The sequence below is a fragment of the Inquilinus limosus genome, assembly GCF_002195995.1.
GTDB classification, from domain to species: Bacteria; Pseudomonadota; Alphaproteobacteria; order DSM-16000; family Inquilinaceae; genus Inquilinus; species Inquilinus limosus_C.
Genome location: NZ_NHON01000117.1, coordinates 1 through 16,288 on the forward strand (window position 1 = coordinate 1; position 16,288 = coordinate 16,288).

The following is a 16,288-nucleotide window of genomic DNA, read 5'->3' on the forward strand; positions in this document are numbered from 1 at the left end:
GCCCACCGCCCCCCTGCCGATCGACCGCGTCGCCGCCCTCGACTGGGACGCCGCCGCGGCGGAGCTGGACCAGCACGGCGCCGCGGTGCTGCCCGCCCTGCTGTCGCCGGAGGAATGCCGCACCGTCGCTGCGCTCTATCCGGAGGACAAGCCGTTCCGCAGCCGGGTGGTGATGGCCCGGCACGGCTTCGGCCGCGGCGAGTACAGGTATTTCGCCTATCCCCTGCCCGCCCCGATCGCCGGGCTGCGCGCCGCGCTCTACCCCCGCCTGGCGCCGGTCGCCAATGACTGGAACGCGCGCATGGGCATCGCCACCCGCTATCCGGAGCGGCACGAGGCCTTCCTGGAGGCCTGCCACGCCGCCGGCCAGACCCGGCCGACGCCGCTGCTGCTGCAATACGAGCCGGGCGACTTCAACTGCCTGCACCAGGACCTGTACGGCGACCTGGCCTTCCCGCTGCAGGTGGCGATCCTGCTGTCCGAGCCCGGCCGCGACTTCACCGGCGGCGAGTTCGTGCTGACCGAGCAGCGACCGCGCATGCAGTCGCGGCCTGAGGTGGTGCCGTTGCGCCAGGGCGACGGCGTCGCCTTCGCCGTGCACCACCGCCCGGTGGCGGGGACGCGCGGCGACTACCGGGTCAATCTGCGCCACGGCGTCAGCCGGCTGCGCGGCGGCCGCCGGCACACGCTGGGTATCATCTTCCACGACGCGCGCTGAAGGCTGGCCCGGAACTTGTTCCGGGCCAGCCCCTGACGTCCTGGCCGGCTCGAAAGCCGGTGGACCCGGGCCGTCCTGTGCTATCGTTCGGGCCCCGTTGCCCGAGGTTGCGCCGCCCATGCCCACCCGCATCATCTCGCCCGCCCAGCACCGCCTGATGCCCTGGCGCAATGGCGGGGGCCGGACGGCCGAGATCGCGGTCGAGCCGGCCGGCACCCCGTCCGGCTTCCGCTGGCGGCTGAGCCTCGCCGAGGTCGAGGTGGACGGCCCGTTCTCCCCCTTCCCGGCCTGCGGCCGCACCATCATGCTGCTGTCCGGCCGCGGCATGGACCTCACCATCGCGGATCCGGGCGACCTGCCGCGCACGGTCCGCATCGACCGGCCGCACGAGCCCTTCGATTTCGACGGCGAGGCCACGACCAGTTGCAGGCTGGTGGCCGGCCCGGTGCGCGACCTGAACGTGATCGCCGACCGGTCGCTGCAGATCGACCACCGGGTGGCGGCGCTGGACGACGCCGACGCGATGCTGGAGCCGGCGCCGGTCTGGCTGTTCTACGTCCTGCGCGGCACTGCCGTGGTCGATATCGGCCGGCACCTGGCGGTGACCGAGGGCGAGACCGCGGTGATCACCGACGAGGACGACCGCGCCCCGCATCTGCGCGGCGCCGAGGCCGACAGCCTGGTCTATGCCGTGGCCCTGCGGCCGCGGTGACCGCCGGCCAAGCTGTGCCGGATTTCATCGAGACCCGAACCACCCCGCATCATGATCGTCGGCATCGACCTGGGCACCACCAACAGCCTGGCCAGCGTCTGGCGCGACGGCGAGGCGGTGCTGATCCCGAACGCGCTGGGCCATGTGCTGACGCCATCGGCGGTCGGCCTGGCCGATGACGGCCGGCTGCTGGTCGGGCTGGCGGCGCGCGAGCGGCTGGTCAGCCACCCGGCGCTGACCACCGCCGCCTTCAAGCGCCGCATGGGCACCGACCAGGCGGTGTCGCTGGGCCGGCGCAGCTTCCGGCCGGAGGAGCTGTCGGCCCTGGTGCTGCGGTCGCTCAAGGCCGATGCCGAAGCCTTCCTGGGCGAGCCGGTCGGCCAGGCGGTGATCACGGTCCCGGCCTATTTCAACGAGGCGCAGCGCCGGGCCACCCAGCTGGCGGGCGAGCTGGCCGGGCTGGAGGTGGTGCGCCTGCTGAGCGAGCCGACCGCCGCCGCCCTGGCCTATGGCCTGCAGGAGGCTCGGACCGGCGAAGGCACCATCCTGGTCTTCGACCTGGGCGGCGGCACCTTCGACGTCTCGATCCTGGAGTTCTTCGACGGGGTGATGGAGGTGCGCGCCGCCGCCGGCGACGCCTTCCTCGGCGGCGAGGATTTCGTCGACGCCATCGTCGCCGCCTTCCATGCGGACCGGGCAGCCTCCGCCGGCTTCCCGGCGCCGTCCGCGGCGCATCCGGCCCATGCCCTGCTGCGCCGCCAGGCGGAGGTCGCCAAGCGGCGGCTGAGCGAGGCCGAGGAGGCGGTGCTGGAACTCCCCTTCGAGGACCGCACGATCCGCTGGCCGCTGTCGCGCCACGCCTTCGAGACGGCGGCGGAGCCGCTGCTGGCCCGGCTGCGCGGGCCGATCGAGCGGGCGCTGCGGGATGCGCGGCTGCGGCCCGAGGCGCTGAGCCAGGTGGTGCTGGTCGGCGGCGCCACCCGCATGCCGATGATCCGGCGGCTGGTGTCGCTGCTGTTCCGCCGCCTGCCGCTGCAGCGGCTGAACCCGGACGAGGTCGTGGCCCGCGGCGCCGCGGTGCAGGCCGGGCTGAAGATGAAGGACGCGGCGCTGGACGAGGTCGTCATGACCGACGTGACCCCGTTCACCCTGGGCGTCGACATCGCGGTCAGCGTCCAGGACCAGCATGTCGAGGGGCACTACCTGCCGATCATCGAGCGCAACACCGTCGTGCCGGTCAGCCGGGTGAAGCGCGTCCAGACCCTGACCGACAACCAGAGGCGCCTTCGCGTTCGGGTCTTCCAGGGCGAGGCGCGGCTGGTGGCCGACAACATCGCGCTCGGCGAGCTGACGGTGACGGTGCCGCCGGCGCCGGCCGGGCAGGAGCAGCTCGACATCCGCTTCAGCTACGATTCCAGCGGGCTGCTGGAGGTGCAGGCGACGGCGGTCAGCACCGGCCGGGAGGAGCGGCTGGTGATCGAGGGCCAGGCCGGCCGGCTGTCGCGGGAGGAGATCGAGGCGAAGCTTCGGGCCTTCCAGGCGATCAAGATCCATCCGCGCGACATGGCGGAGAACACCGCCGTGCTGGCGCGCGGCGACCGCCTGTTCCAGGAGCGGCTGGGGGCGGAGCGCGAGACCATCGGGATGTGGCTCGCCGCCTTCTCCGCCGTGCTCGACCGCCAGGACCCGAGGGAGATCGCCCAGGCGCGGCAGCAGCTGACCGAGCTGTTCGATTCCGTCGATCGCGGCGTGTTCCTGTAGCGCCGCCATGGTCTGGACCGAGCTCGACATCGCGCCGACGCAGGATCCCCGCCTGATCCGCCGGGCCTATGCGGCGCGCCTGAAATCCTTCGACCCGGATGCCGAGCCGGAGCGGTTCCAGCGCCTGCGCCAGGCCTATGAGGCGGCGCTGCGGCAGGCCGGGCGTCCGGCGGGGCCGCATGCGCGCGCCCCGGATCCGCCCGTCGAGACCGTCGCCGCCCCGGCACCGCCGCCGCCCGTTCCGGCCGCCGATGTGCCCACGACGCCGGAATCCGCCCCCGGGCCGTCGGCCCCGGAGCCCGACCGGATCCTGGCCGGCATCGCCGAGCGGTTCAACCGGGGCGAGACGGTCGCGGCGGTCGCGGCGCTGGACCAGGCGCTGCAGGGCGGCGCCCTGCCGCTCGGCTATGGCGAGGCCGCGGCCGAAACCGTGCTGATGCGGGCGATCGGAGACCCTGCGGTCCCCGTCGAGGCCCTGCTGCGGCTGGCCCAGCGGATCGGCTGGGACCAGGCCAGCGGGGCGGCCTCCTGGCCGGCGCGGCGGGCCCGCGACCAGCTGTTCGCCGCATCGATGCCGAGGCGTGGCACCGCCGGCTCAGCGACTTCGCCGACCGGCCCCTGCTGCGGGAATGGCGCCGCCGGCGCCTGCGCCACGCGGCCCGCCTGCTGCTGGGCCGGTCGCCCCGCTGGACCGCCCGGCTGGTCGACCGGGCTCGCCCGCTGCGCGAGCTGCTGGCCGTCCACGACCTGCACGCCCCCTGGGTGGGCGGGCGGTTCGACCCGCAGCGGGTGGCCTGGTGCCGCCGCGTCGCGGGAGCCCGGTTCCGCCTGACGCCGGGCCGGGTCCTGCTGCTGCTGTGCGGGCTGGGGGCGCTGCTCCAGAATCCCAGGCTCGTCCTGGTCTGGGGCGTGGTGTTCGGCGCCATCCTGGCCTGGCAGCACCTCCGCAGCATGCGCTCCTAGCGGCCGGCGGCAGCCGGCCATGGAGGGGAGGGACGGATGACGATCTCGATGTACCAGACCTCGGTGCCGGTCTTCGCCCGGGCGCTCGCCAATTGCCGCGGCATCCTGGCGAAGGCCGAGGCCCACGCCTCGGCCGCGGGGATCGACCCGGCGGTCCTGCTGGAGGCCCGGCTGGCGCCCGACATGTTCCCGCTGCACCGGCAGGTGCAGATCGCCGCCGACGGCGCCCGCGGCGCCGCGATCCGCCTGGCCGGCCTGCCCCCGCCCGACCCGGAGGCGGAGGATGTCGCCGTGTTCAACCGCGGCATCCAGCACCGCTTCCCGCCCGCTCCCGTGAGCTTCGCGGCGCTCACCGCCCGGCTCGACGCCGCCCTCGCCACCCTCGGGACCCTGCGGCCGGAACAGGTCGACGGGTCGGAGGCACGGGTGATCGACGTCACCCTGGGCGGCCGCACCCGCCGCTTCGCCGGGCTGCCCTTCCTGCTGCACTACGCGCTGCCGAACCTGCAGTTCCACATCGCCATGGCCTACGCCATCCTGCGCCACGCCGGCGTCGCGCTGGGCAAGCAGGATTTCGAAGGACCGGCGGTCTATCTGAGCCTGCCGTAGCGCCGGCGGCCGACCCCTATTGTCCCGCCGTCACCGCCGGTGCGTTCAGCACCGCCATACAGGCGGCCGGCATCGGCGGCGGGACATAGGGCCTGCCGCCCTTCTTCGGCACCGGCGCGCGCATCGGGAACCAGGACATCAGGTCGGCGCCGCAGCCGTCGCCGGCCGGCGCCGGGTCCTGCTCGCGGCACAGCGGGCTGCCGGAGGGGCAGCCGATGCGGATGTGCAGATGCTCGTTGTGGCCGGTCCAGGGCCGCACGACATGCAGCCAGGACCGGTCGTCCCAGTTCATTGCGCACAGCTCCCGCTTGATCGCCGGGTGGATGAAGATTCGCTCGACCCGCGGCTCGGTCGCCGCCAGGCGGATCAGCTGCGCCTGCTGCGGCGACAGGGCGCCGCGCGGGATGTAATCGGTCCAGGGCCCGGTGATGTATTCCGGCTTCAGCGTCTCGCGCTGGTCGCGTGCCAGCATCGGCAGGTCGAGGCGCAGCCAGATGTCGGCGTCCAGCCCGTTCTCATGCGCCGCATGGTCGGTGATCGGGCCGCCGCGCGGCTGGCCCATATCCGCGATCAGGATCGGCGGCAGCCCGGCGGCCTGGGCCCGGCGGCCCAGATCCGCCAGCGTCGCCACCAGGTTCGGGTGGCCCCAGTTGCGGTTCCGGCTGAGCCGGATGATCTGGTAGCCGGGGCCTTCCGGCGGCAGTTGCACCGCGCCGGCGATGCAGCCGTTGGAGTAGCTGCCGATCACCTGCGGCGCGCCCTGCGTGCCCAGCCGCACCCGGCTCCAGGCCGGATCCTCCTCCACCGCGCCGGCCGGCGCCGCCAGCAACAGGGGGGCCAGCATCCAGGCGGCAGCCAGCGCCGCCCCGATCCGTTTCGCGATCACCCCGATCCCTCCGCTTCCGCCGACTCGCCCCGCCAGGATGCGCGTCCTAGCGGCGGAGTTGAAGCCCCGGCAGCGCCTGTCCGCTGCGGCCGCTTGCCCTTGCACCTTGCCGCGACGGGGGCGGCGTCGCTACATGACCGGGATGGCCCCGGAACCGACGGACCGCACGATGCCCGATTCCCATGACGCGACCCTGGACCTCCTGTCCGGCCTGATCGACAAGGCCAAGAGGGCCGGCGCCGATGCCGCCGACGCGGTGCTGTTCGACAGCACCTCGATCTCGATCAGCTACCGCCTCGGCAAGCTCGAGCATGTCGAGCGGTCCGAGGGCGGCGACCTGGGCCTGCGCGTCTTCATCGGCAAGCGCATGGCGATCGTCTCCTCCTCCGACCGCCGCCCGGCGGCGCTGGACGAGGCGGTGGAGCGCGCCGTGGCCATGGCCAAGGTGGTGCCGGAGGATCCCTATTGCGGCATCGCCGACCCGTCCGAGCTGGCGACCCAGTTGCCGGAGCTCGACCTGGTCGACCCGATCGAGCCGTCAACCGAGACCCTGTCCGACCGCGCCCGGGCGGCCGAAGAGGCGGCGCTAGCGGTGGCGGGCGTGACCAATTCGGAGGGCGCCAGCGCCGGCTTCGGCCGCAGCATGGCGGCGATGGTGGCCAGCAACGGCTTCGCCCGCGTCACCGGGTCGACCGGCAGCAGCATCTCGGTCTCCGCCATCGCCGGCGAGGGCACGGCGATGGAGACCGACTACGACCACACCAGCGCGGTCCATGCCGACGACCTGCAATCGGCGGACGGGGTCGGCCGCAGCGCCGGCGCCCGCGCCGTGGCCCGGCTGGGCGCCCGCAAGGCGGCGACCGCGCGGGTGCCGGTGGTGTTCGACCCGCGCGTGTCGCGCAGCCTGCTGGGCCATCTGGTCGGCGCCATCAACGGCGCCGCCATCGCCCGCGGTACCAGCTTCCTGAAGGAGAAGATGGGCGAGGCGGTGTTCGCCCCGGGCATCGAGGTGATCGACGACCCGCATATCCGCCGCGGCCTGCGCTCGCGCCCCTGCGACAGCGAGGGTGTGGCCAGCCGCCGCCGCGCTTTGATCGAGGATGGCCGCCTGACCACCTGGCTGCTCGACCTGCGCTCGGCCCGGCAGCTGGCGCTGGCCCCGACCGGCCATGCCGTGCGCGGCACCAGCGGCCCGCCCGGCGCCTCCCCCGCCAACCTGTACCTGGCGCCCGGCAGCGCGTCGCCGCAGGAGCTGCTGGCCGACATCCAGGACGGCTTCTACGTCACCGGGCTGATGGGATCGTCGGTCAACGGCGTCACCGGCGACTACAGCCGCGGCGCCCACGGCGTCTGGATCGAGCGCGGGCGGCTGGCCTATCCGGTCAACGAGGTCACCATCGCCGGCAACCTGAAGGACATGTACCGGGCGCTGGTGCCGGCCGACGACCTGGTGCTGCGCTACGGCATGGACGCGCCAACGGTGCGGATCGACGGCATGACGGTGGCCGGGCGGTAGCACCGCCCGGCGTCGGCCGGCAGGAATTCCCTCCCCTCGCCCAGCCGGCTTGCATATCATAATATTCGGTAGAATTTTAGAATCTTCCGTGGGATCGCGGTCCCGCGCCGATATCCGCTGACGCATAAGACAGCCGTCCGGGCCGCACCCGGATCGGGATCAATAGGGGGAGGATTTCTGTGGCAGTTTTCAGCGTTCCCAACGGCACCGGCATCGACACCAACAACGACTTCATCGGCGACGGCATCCAGTTCGGCTCGATCTTCTCCACCATCACGGCCTCCGGAATCCTCGGCCTGCCGATCATCACCCCGATCTCCGGCACCGTCCTGTTCCTCGACGGCGGCAATCTCACCATCGCCGGCACCGGGCTGGGCTTCACTTTTCCATCCACCTTCAGCGGCACCGTCACCGACATCTCGTACAGCAAGCTGCTGCTGACGGCCTTCTCCATCACCGGGCTCAACGTGCCGCTGGCCACGATCGGCGGCATCCTGCTCGGCGGCGGATCGGAGCTGACGGTGCTGGGCACGATGTTCGCCGGCAATGACAGCATCAGCGGTTCGGGCCTGCATGACGTGCTGATGGGCTTCGATGGCAATGACACGCTGCGGGGCGGCGGTGGGCCTGACAATCTAGATGGCGGCACGGGGTCGGATTTCGCCAATTACCAAGGCTCCCTGGCCGGGGTGACGGTGAACCTGCTGACCGGCGTCAACACCGGCGGCGACGCCCAGGGCGATGTGCTGACCAACATCGAGAACCTCTACGGCTCCAGCAATGCCGACACCCTGACCGGCGACGCCGGCCGCAACATCATCGGCGGCGAGCTCGGCGACGATACCATCACAGGCAATGGCGGCGACGACAGCCTGTCCGGCGAGGGCAGCACCGACACCGTCAATGGCGGCGACGGCAACGACCGGATCACCGGCGGCGCCGGGGTCGACACCCTGGGCGGCGATGCCGGCAGCGATTCGATCGACGCCGGAGCGGACCAGGACTTCGTCTTCGGCGGCGACGGCAACGACACCCTCTATGGCGGCGACGGCAACGACCTGCTCGACGGCGGCGAGGGCAACGACATGTTTGAGGGCGCGGCCGGCGCCGACGCCATGTTCGGCGGCAACGGCATCGACACCGTGAGCTATGCCGGCTCGGGCTCCGCCGTGACCGTGAGCATCGGCGGCCCCGGCAGCGGTGGCGACGCCGCCGCTGACTCGATGTCCGGCATCGAGCAGCTGATGGGCTCGGCCTTCGCCGACACCATCGGCGGCGACGCCAACGCCAACACGCTGTGGGGCCTGGCCGGCGACGATCTCCTGGTCGGGCTCGGCGGAGCCGATGTCCTCAAGGGAGGCGCCGGCAACGACACCTTCCGCTACGCCACCCTGGTCGACAGCACGGTCGCAGCCGCCGGCAAGGACACGATCGTGGACTTCACCACCGGCGACAGGATCGACCTGGCCCTGATCGATGCCGATGGCAACGCCCTCAACGGCGACGCCGCCTTCACCTTCGGCACCGGCGCCTTCACCGGGGCCGGCCAGATCCGGGTCGTGGCCTTCGCCAATGGCCGCTACGGCGTCTACATCGAGACCACCGGCGACCAGCAGCCGGAATCGATCATCAATGTCTATTCCGACCATGCGCTCACGGCGGCGGACTTCGTGCTCTGACGCCCGGCCGGAGCACCCTCCCCGCATAGCGACTGATGGTGGCGAGCCGCGCTCGCCCCTGCCGCCCGTCAATTTCGTTTCAGGTCCGGAACATAAAAAATCCGGAACCCCGCCGTTTCAAAATAAATACGCAATTTTCAGAAAATTTTCGTGAAAGCTAGTTATTCTCATTTGACACCTCCCTTGCGTTCTTTATCGGACAGCGGGAACGCTCTCGAACCGCTCCGAATTCGGCTCAATATTTAGATAATCCCGATCAGAAACGGCCATAACGGCCCGCAGTTTGGAACGATCGGGGGCATATTGGGGAGGTATTTCCATGGCTGTTTTCACCGTGCTCAACGGCACCGGCATCAACGGCAACGGCGTCCAGTTCGGATCGATCGGGTCGACCATCGCCGCCGGCGGCATCGCGGGCAATCCGTCGATGAGCGGGACCAGCGGCTTCGTCAATCTCGTCGGCGGCGGCAAGCTGAGCGTCACCGGCACCGGCTTGGCCTTCACTCCGCCGTTCAACCTCAGCGGCACTGTCGACAGCATGACGTATGCGAAGTCAGGCATCGACGTCTTCTCGATCACCGGCATGAGCATGGCGCTGGCTACCCTGGCCGGGCTGGTCACGGGTGGCGACGAGAACACGGTCCTCGGCGCCATCTTCTCGGGCGACGACCGGATCTTCGGCTCGACCCAGGCCGACACCCTGAAGGGCTATGACGGCAACGACACCATCCGGGGCGGCGCCGGCGCCGACACCATCGACGGCGGCAACGGCTCGGACTTCGCCAACTACCAGGGCTCGTCGGCCGAGGTGAATGTCGACCTGCTGAACCACACCGCCTCGGGCGGCGACGCCCAGAACGACACGCTGACCAACATCGAGAACCTGTACGGCTCCAGCAATGCCGACACGCTGTCCGGCGATGACAACGCCAACATCATCGGCGGCGAGAACGGCAACGACACGCTCAACGGCAATGGTGGCAACGATCATCTGTCCGGCGAGGCCGGAGACGACACCGTCAATGGCGGTGGCGGCGCCGACCGGCTGACCGGCGGGGCCGGAGCCGACACCCTGAATGGCGACGCCGGCAACGATTCGGTCGACGCCGGGGCCGACAACGACCAGATCTCCGGCGGTGACGGTAATGACACACTGTATGGCGGTGCTGGCGACGATGTGCTCGACGGCGGGGTCGGCAATGACATCCTGGAAGGTGCCGCCGGCGCCGACACGCTGACCGGCGGCGACGGCATCGACACGGTGAGCTATGCCAGCTCGCCCGGCGCCGTGACCGTGGTCATGGGCGGCACCTCCACCGGCGGCGACGCCGAGGGCGACACGATGTCCGGGATCGAGCAGGTGATGGGCTCGGCCTTCGACGACAGCATCACCGGCGACGCCAACGCCAACACGCTGTGGGGCCTGGCCGGGAATGACACGCTGACCGGCGGCGTCGGAGCCGATGTCCTGAAGGGCGGGGCCGGCAATGACACCTTCGCCTATGTCAGCCTGGCCGACAGCACGGTCGCGCTGGCCGGCAAGGACACGGTCATCGACTTCAGCACGGGCGACAAGATCGACCTGTCGGCGATCGACGCCGACGGCAACGAGGGCAACGGCGACACCGCCTTCACCTTCGACACCGGCGCCTTCACCGGCGCCGGCGAGATCCGGGTGCTGGCCTTCGCCAACAACCGCTACGGCGTCTATATCGAGACCACCGGTGACCAGACGCCGGAATCGATCATCAACGTCTATTCCGACCACGCCCTGACCGCGGCGGACTTCGTGCTGTAGCACGGGCCCCGCACCCGCCCTCCTCCGACCGCAACCAGGGGGAGGGCGGGATCTTTCGAGAGGATCAGGGCTCCCTGGGCCGCCACGCGCCCCGGAATCAGCATGATCTGACCGGCCGACGGAAACGTCGTTCCGCCAGCCCGACCGATTCCTTGCGTTCTTTGGTCCCGCGCAGGAACGCGCTCGAACCGTTTCGGATTTTGCTCAATCTTGAGGCAGTTCCGATCCCGAATGGCCAGAGGGCCGCAAGATCAAGGGATCGGCCGCATTTTCAGGGGGAGGCATTTCCATGGCGGTTTTCTCCGTCCTCAACGGCACGGGACTCAACGGCGCCGGGATTCAGTTCGGCACCCTTTCGCAGATCGCGAATGCGGGCATCGCCGGCTTTCCGGTCATCACGCCGGTCACCGGCTTCGTCTCCTTCAACGACACCGGGCTGCTGTCGATCACCGGGACCGGGATGTCCTTCATCTTCCCGAGCACCTTCGCCGGCACGGTCACCAGCCTGACCTACAGCAAGCCGGCGGTCACGCCGGTCTTCTCGATCACCGGCATGAGCACGGCCCTGACGGACATCGCCGCCGGCCTGCTCAGCCCCGGCGGCGAGATGGCGATGCTGGCCACCATCTTCTCCGGCAACGACAGCATCACCGGATCGTCCCAGGCCGATGTGCTGATGGGCTTCGACGGGGCCGATATCATCAATGGCGGCGACGGCAACGATACCCTGCGCGGCGGTGCCGGCGGCGACACCCTCAACGGTGGCACCGGCTCGGACTTCGCCAACTACCAGGGGTCGAGCCAGGAGGTCTTCGTCGACCTGCAGACGCCCCTGGTGTTCAGCGGCGACGCCACGGGCGACACGCTGATCAGCATCGAGAACCTCTACGGCTCCAGCTTCGGCGACACCCTGTCCGGCGATGCCGGCCGCAACATCATCGGCGGCGAGGGCGGTGCCGATCTCATCGACGGCCGCGCCGGCGACGATTCGCTGTCGGGCGAGGCCGGCGATGACATCCTGAATGGCCGCGACGGCACCGACCGGCTGGTCGGCGGCGACGGGGCCGACACCCTCGGCGGCGATGCCGGCAATGATTCGATCGATGGCGGCGCCGGCAATGACGGCGCCTTCGGCGGCGCCGACAATGACAGCATCACCGGCGGCGCCGGCGACGACACGCTCGACGGCGGCGACGGCAACGACATCCTCGATGGCGGCGCCGGCGCCGACCAGCTGACCGGCGGCGCCGGCATCGACACCGCCGTCTATGCCAGTTCGGCAGCTGCCGTGACCGTGGTCATCGGCGGCGGCCCCGGCACCGGCGGCGACGCCCAGGGCGACACGCTGACCGGGATCGAGCAGGTGATGGGCTCGGGCTTCAATGACACCATCACCGGCGACGTCAACGCCAACACCCTGTGGGGCCTTGCGGGGGACGATGTGCTGACCGGGGGCGGCGGTGCCGATGTGCTGAAGGGCGGCGCCGGCAACGACACCTTCCGCTACGTCGCGATCGGCGACAGCACGGTCGCGGCCTCGGGCCGGGACACGATCACCGACTTCACCACCGGCGACAAGATCGACCTGTCGGCGATCGACGCCAACGGGGCGGGGCCGGGCGACGCCGCCTTCACCTTCGGCACCGGCGCCTTCACCGCCGCCGGCCAGATCCGGGCGCTGGATTTCGGCGGCGGCCGCTACGGCGTCTATCTCGAGACCACCGGCGACAAGCAACCGGATGCCATCATTACTGTCTATTCCAACCACGCCCTGACCGCGGCGGATTTCGTGCTGTAGCACGGCTGCCGCTCCGCCCTTCCCCCGCCCGCGGGATAGGGCGGAGCCTTGCGGCACGGACGAACCGTTTTGCGGCGTCCGCCGGCACGCCCGTCCGGCGGAAATTTTGTTCCTACTGTCCTGCCGCTTCGTTGCGTTCTTTCCTGGGACGCTGGAACCCTCTCGAACTGCCTTGGATTTTGCCCGATCTTGAGCCGCCTTGATTTCGGGACGGCCGCCATGGCCGCGATGTCAGATGGCCGCGGCGGATTTCGCGCTTCAGCGCGCCCGCGGCTGCCCGCCCTCCCTTGTCCGCAACCAGGGGAGGGCGGGCTCTTCTTCTTTCGAACCCAATCCAACCGTTTCAGAAAAGATTCACAAAGCCCTGCAACAGTCGGCGAACAGATCGCGACAGATCGGGCGGCCGAAAGCACTCATGACCGTTTTATTAATTTTTGCATCTGCGAGATCGTAGACGACATCAACATGTTGTTTGCCGAAGGCGTCTCGGTTATATGGACGGTATATGACCGCCGAAGGACCGATGCCCATGGATCAGGTGACGCGCTATCGCACCATCTGGATCTCGGACGTCCATCTCGGCACCCGGGCCTGCAACGCCAATCTTCTTCTCGACTTCCTGAAGCACACCGACTCCGACACGCTGTACCTGGTCGGCGACATCGTCGATGGCTGGCGGCTGAAGAAGAGCTGGTACTGGCCGCAGCAGCACAACGACGTGATCCAGAAGCTGCTGCGCAAGGCCCGCAAGGGCACCCGCGTGCTGTACATCCCGGGCAACCATGACGAGGCCGCGCGCCAGTTCGTGGGCCAGAACTTCGGCGATGTCGACGTCGCCGACGACTGCATCCACGAGACCGCGGACGGCCGCCGCTTCCTGGTCATCCATGGCGACCAGTTCGACGTGGTGGTGCGCTACGCCAAGTGGCTGGCCCATATCGGCGACAAGGCCTATGAGCTGCTGCTGCACACCAACACCGCGCTCAACATCGTCCGCCGCCGTCTCGGCTTCTCCTACTGGTCGCTCTCGGCGTATATGAAGCAGCGGGCCAAGCGGGCGGTCGAGTTCGTCGGCCGGTTCGAGCTCGCGCTGGTCGAAGAGGCCAGGCGGCGCGGCGTGGACGGGGTGATCTGCGGCCACATCCACACCGCCGAGCTGAAGGACATGCAGGGCATGACCTATGTGAATGACGGCGACTGGGTGGAGAGCTGCACCGCGCTGGTGGAGCATGACGACGGCCGCCTGGAGATCCTGCACTGGGCGGACATCGTCGCGGCCCGCGACGCGGTGGCGACGCCGGAGCCCGCGCTGAAGCCGCAGCGCGCCGCTTGATCCGATCGGGTATAGTCTCCCTGGACATGGCAGCGACGGGATCTACAGTCGGCTGATGCGCATCCTGATCGTGAGCGACGCCTGGCTGCCCCAGGTCAACGGGGTGGTGCGCACCATCGAATCGACCCGTGACGAGCTGCGCCGCCGCGGCCACACAGTCGATGTCGTCGGCCCCGACCGCTTCGCCTCGATCCCCTGCCCGACCTATCCCGAGATCCGCCTGGCGATCGGTCAGAGCCGGCGCATGGCCCGGCTGATCGACGAGTTCGACCCCGACGCCATCCACATCTCGACCGAGGGCCCGCTGGGCTGGGCGGCACGGCGCTACTGCATCCGCCGGCGGCTGTCCTTCACCACCTCGTTCCACACCCAGTTCCCGGAATATGTCCAGCTGCGCACCGGCATGCCGCTGGCCTCGACCTACGCGCTGCTGCGGCATTTCCACCGCGCCGCCAGCGCCGTGATGGTGGCGACCGACACGCTGGAGCGGAACCTGAACAGCCGCGGCTTCCGCCGCCTGGCGCGCTGGAGCCGCGGCGTCGACACCGACCGCTTCCGCCCGGCGCAGCGCGGCGAGAGGGAGCGGCCCCGGCACCTCTATGTCGGCCGGGTGGCGGTGGAGAAGAACCTCGACGCCTTCCTGTCGCTGAAGCTGGACGGCGAGAAGGTGGTGGTCGGCGGCGGCCCGTCCCTGCCCGCCTTCCAGGCCCGATATCCGGACGTCACCTTCACCGGCGCCAAGCAGGGGCAGGCGCTGGTCGACGCCTATGCCGATGCCGACGTCTTCGTCTTCCCGTCACGCACCGACACCTTCGGCCTGGTGATGCTGGAGGCGCTGGCCTGCGGCGTGCCGGTCGCGGCCTATCCGGTGCAGGGGCCGGCCGACGTCATCGGCGACGCGCCGGTCGGCCGGCTGGACGAGGATCTGGGCCTGGCCATCCGCGAGGCGCTGAAGGTTCCGTCGGAGGATTGCCGCAGTTTTGCGCTGCGCTATTCCTGGGAGGCATGTACAGATCAGTTTCTGACTCATCTGCATCCCTTCCGATGACCCTTCCGACCGGATGATCTATGCGCTGTATCGCGGGCTGACCGATGCCGCCGGCCCCTTCGTGCCCCTGCTGCTGGCCCGCCGCACCGCGGCGGGCCGCGAGGATCCCGCCCGCCGCGGCGAGCGGCTGGGCCATGCCAGCATCCCGCGCCCGGCCGGGCCGCTGATCTGGGTCCATGCCGCCAGCGTCGGCGAGGTGCTGTCGGTACAGGTGCTGGTGCGCCGCCTGCTGGAGCGCGACCCGCGCCTGACCATCCTGGTCACCACCGGCACCGTCACCTCCGCCCGGCTGATCGGCGAAAGGCTGCCCGACCGGGCGATGCACCAGTTCGCACCGCTCGACCGCATGGCCTTCGTCCGCCGCTTCCTCGACCATTGGAAGCCGGACCTGGCGATCTGGGTCGAATCCGAGATCTGGCCCAACATGCTGACCGAGATGGAGAAGCGCGGCCTGCCCATCGCCCTGGTCAACGCCCGGATGTCGGAGCGGTCGTTCAAGCGCTGGCGCCGCCTGCCGCGGCTGATCCGCAAGCTGCTCGGCATCTTCCGGGTGATCCTGCCCTGGGACGAGCGGTCGGCCCGCAACTTCCGCGCCCTCGGCGCCCGCGGCGTCGGCCAGGTCGGCAACCTGAAATTCTCCTCCGACCCGCCGGATGCCGAGCTGGAGGAGCTGGCGGCGATGCGCGCCGCGATCGGCCGCCGGCCGGTCTGGCTGGCCGCCAGCACCCATGCCGGCGAGGAGGAGCAGATCATCCAGGCGCACAAGGCCCTGGCGGCCAAGCGCCCCGGCCTGCTGACCGTGCTGGCGCCGCGCCACCCCGACCGGGGCGAGGAGATCGCCGCCCTGGCCAAGGCGGCAGGGCTGCGTGCCCTGCGCCGCAGCCAGACCCGGCGGCCGGCCGCCGACACCGACATCCTGGTGGCCGACACGATCGGCGAGATGGGAATCTGGCTGCGGGTCTGCCCGATCGCCTTCGTCGGCGGCTCGCTGGTGCCGTTCGGCGGTCACAACCCGATCGAGGCAGCGCAGCTGGGCGCGGCGCTGGTCTATGGGCCGCACATGACCAACTTCCCTGACATCACCGCCCAGCTGGGCCAGGCCCGCGCGGCGATGCCGGTGGCCGACGCCGCGGCCCTGACCGCCGCGGTCGGCCGCCTGCTGGACGACCCGGTGGAGCGCCGCCGCATGGCCCGCGCCGCCGGTGCCGTGGCCCAGCGCAACCGCGGCGTGGTCTCGACCGTGATGGCGACGCTGGAGCCGCTGATCACGCCGATTTTGGCATGAGGTCAACACCACTCCCGTCCGACGCTTCTCTCCGGCTCAGCTTTTGTGAGTCCCCCCTCCCCTTGCGGGAGGGGGATAGGGGAGGGGTCTGCGCGCGTCCGCGCGCGAATGCGGGGGGAACCGGCCCCACCACTTGGCTGGTTCGCTGGCGACCTCGGCCGGATCAAACCGGGAAACCCCCC

The 16,288-nt window shown here is 70.4% G+C and carries 14 protein-coding genes; 13 read left to right on the forward strand and 1 reads right to left on the reverse strand.

Features of this window, described 5'->3' with window-relative positions; all coding sequences use genetic code 11:
* From BWR60_RS32205 to BWR60_RS32235, 6 genes are all read left to right on the forward strand, one after another.
* A partial coding sequence (locus BWR60_RS32205; protein WP_429913053.1) for a 2OG-Fe(II) oxygenase occupies window positions 1–718 on the forward strand: 718 nt, incomplete at its 5' end.
* A 118-nt stretch (window positions 719–836) separates the two neighbouring features.
* Window positions 837–1,430 (forward strand): HutD/Ves family protein, encoded by a 594-nt coding sequence (locus tag BWR60_RS32210; protein WP_088156759.1) that lies wholly within the window; start codon window positions 837–839, stop codon window positions 1,428–1,430.
* Between the two features lie 51 nt (window positions 1,431–1,481).
* Window positions 1,482–3,191 carry an Hsp70 family protein gene (locus BWR60_RS32215; RefSeq protein WP_088156761.1) on the forward strand — a complete coding sequence of 570 codons (1,710 nt, stop codon included), beginning with the start codon at window positions 1,482–1,484 and terminating at the stop codon, window positions 3,189–3,191.
* 7 nt (window positions 3,192–3,198) lie between these two features.
* On the forward strand, window positions 3,199–4,023 hold the full coding sequence (locus BWR60_RS37385) for a hypothetical protein (RefSeq protein ID WP_179222043.1): 825 nt from the start codon (window positions 3,199–3,201) through the stop codon (window positions 4,021–4,023).
* Window positions 3,981–4,154, forward strand: a complete 174-nt coding sequence (locus BWR60_RS32230; RefSeq protein WP_179222044.1) for a hypothetical protein — start codon at window positions 3,981–3,983, stop codon at window positions 4,152–4,154. Before BWR60_RS37385 ends, BWR60_RS32230 begins: the two co-directional genes overlap by 43 nt.
* A gap of 36 nt (window positions 4,155–4,190) precedes the next feature.
* On the forward strand, window positions 4,191–4,763 hold the full coding sequence (locus BWR60_RS32235) for a DUF1993 domain-containing protein (protein ID WP_088156769.1): 573 nt from the start codon (window positions 4,191–4,193) through the stop codon (window positions 4,761–4,763).
* Between the two features lie 16 nt (window positions 4,764–4,779).
* Here the strand turns inward: BWR60_RS32235 and mepA are convergent, their stop codons facing one another.
* Complete coding sequence (gene mepA / locus BWR60_RS32240; protein ID WP_088156771.1) at window positions 4,780–5,649, reverse strand: penicillin-insensitive murein endopeptidase; 870 nt, start codon at window positions 5,647–5,649, stop codon at window positions 4,780–4,782.
* A 169-nt stretch (window positions 5,650–5,818) separates the two neighbouring features.
* Here mepA and BWR60_RS32245 point away from each other — a divergent pair, with 169 nt between their 5' ends.
* The 7 genes from BWR60_RS32245 (at window position 5,819) to BWR60_RS32275 (ending at window position 16,106) form a co-directional block, all read left to right on the forward strand.
* Window positions 5,819–7,165, forward strand: coding sequence for a TldD/PmbA family protein (locus BWR60_RS32245; RefSeq protein WP_088156787.1), 1,347 nt, complete (start codon window positions 5,819–5,821; stop codon window positions 7,163–7,165).
* 179 nt (window positions 7,166–7,344) lie between these two features.
* Window positions 7,345–8,844 carry a calcium-binding protein gene (locus tag BWR60_RS32250; protein WP_088156773.1) on the forward strand — a complete coding sequence of 500 codons (1,500 nt, stop codon included), beginning with the start codon at window positions 7,345–7,347 and terminating at the stop codon, window positions 8,842–8,844.
* A 319-nt stretch (window positions 8,845–9,163) separates the two neighbouring features.
* Entirely contained in the window at window positions 9,164–10,642 is a 1,479-nt protein-coding gene (locus BWR60_RS38790) for a calcium-binding protein (protein ID WP_088156775.1), read from the forward strand.
* A gap of 289 nt (window positions 10,643–10,931) precedes the next feature.
* On the forward strand, window positions 10,932–12,440 hold the full coding sequence (locus tag BWR60_RS32260; RefSeq protein ID WP_088156777.1) for a calcium-binding protein: 1,509 nt from the start codon (window positions 10,932–10,934) through the stop codon (window positions 12,438–12,440).
* 529 nt (window positions 12,441–12,969) lie between these two features.
* Entirely contained in the window at window positions 12,970–13,773 is an 804-nt protein-coding gene (locus BWR60_RS32265) for a UDP-2,3-diacylglucosamine diphosphatase (RefSeq protein WP_088156779.1), read from the forward strand.
* A 55-nt stretch (window positions 13,774–13,828) separates the two neighbouring features.
* Window positions 13,829–14,821, forward strand: a complete 993-nt coding sequence (locus BWR60_RS32270) for a glycosyltransferase family 4 protein (RefSeq protein WP_088156781.1) — start codon at window positions 13,829–13,831, stop codon at window positions 14,819–14,821.
* A 13-nt stretch (window positions 14,822–14,834) separates the two neighbouring features.
* Window positions 14,835–16,106, forward strand: coding sequence for a 3-deoxy-D-manno-octulosonic acid transferase (locus tag BWR60_RS32275; RefSeq protein ID WP_088156783.1), 1,272 nt, complete (start codon window positions 14,835–14,837; stop codon window positions 16,104–16,106).
* The last annotated feature ends 182 nt before the right edge of the window (window positions 16,107–16,288 follow it).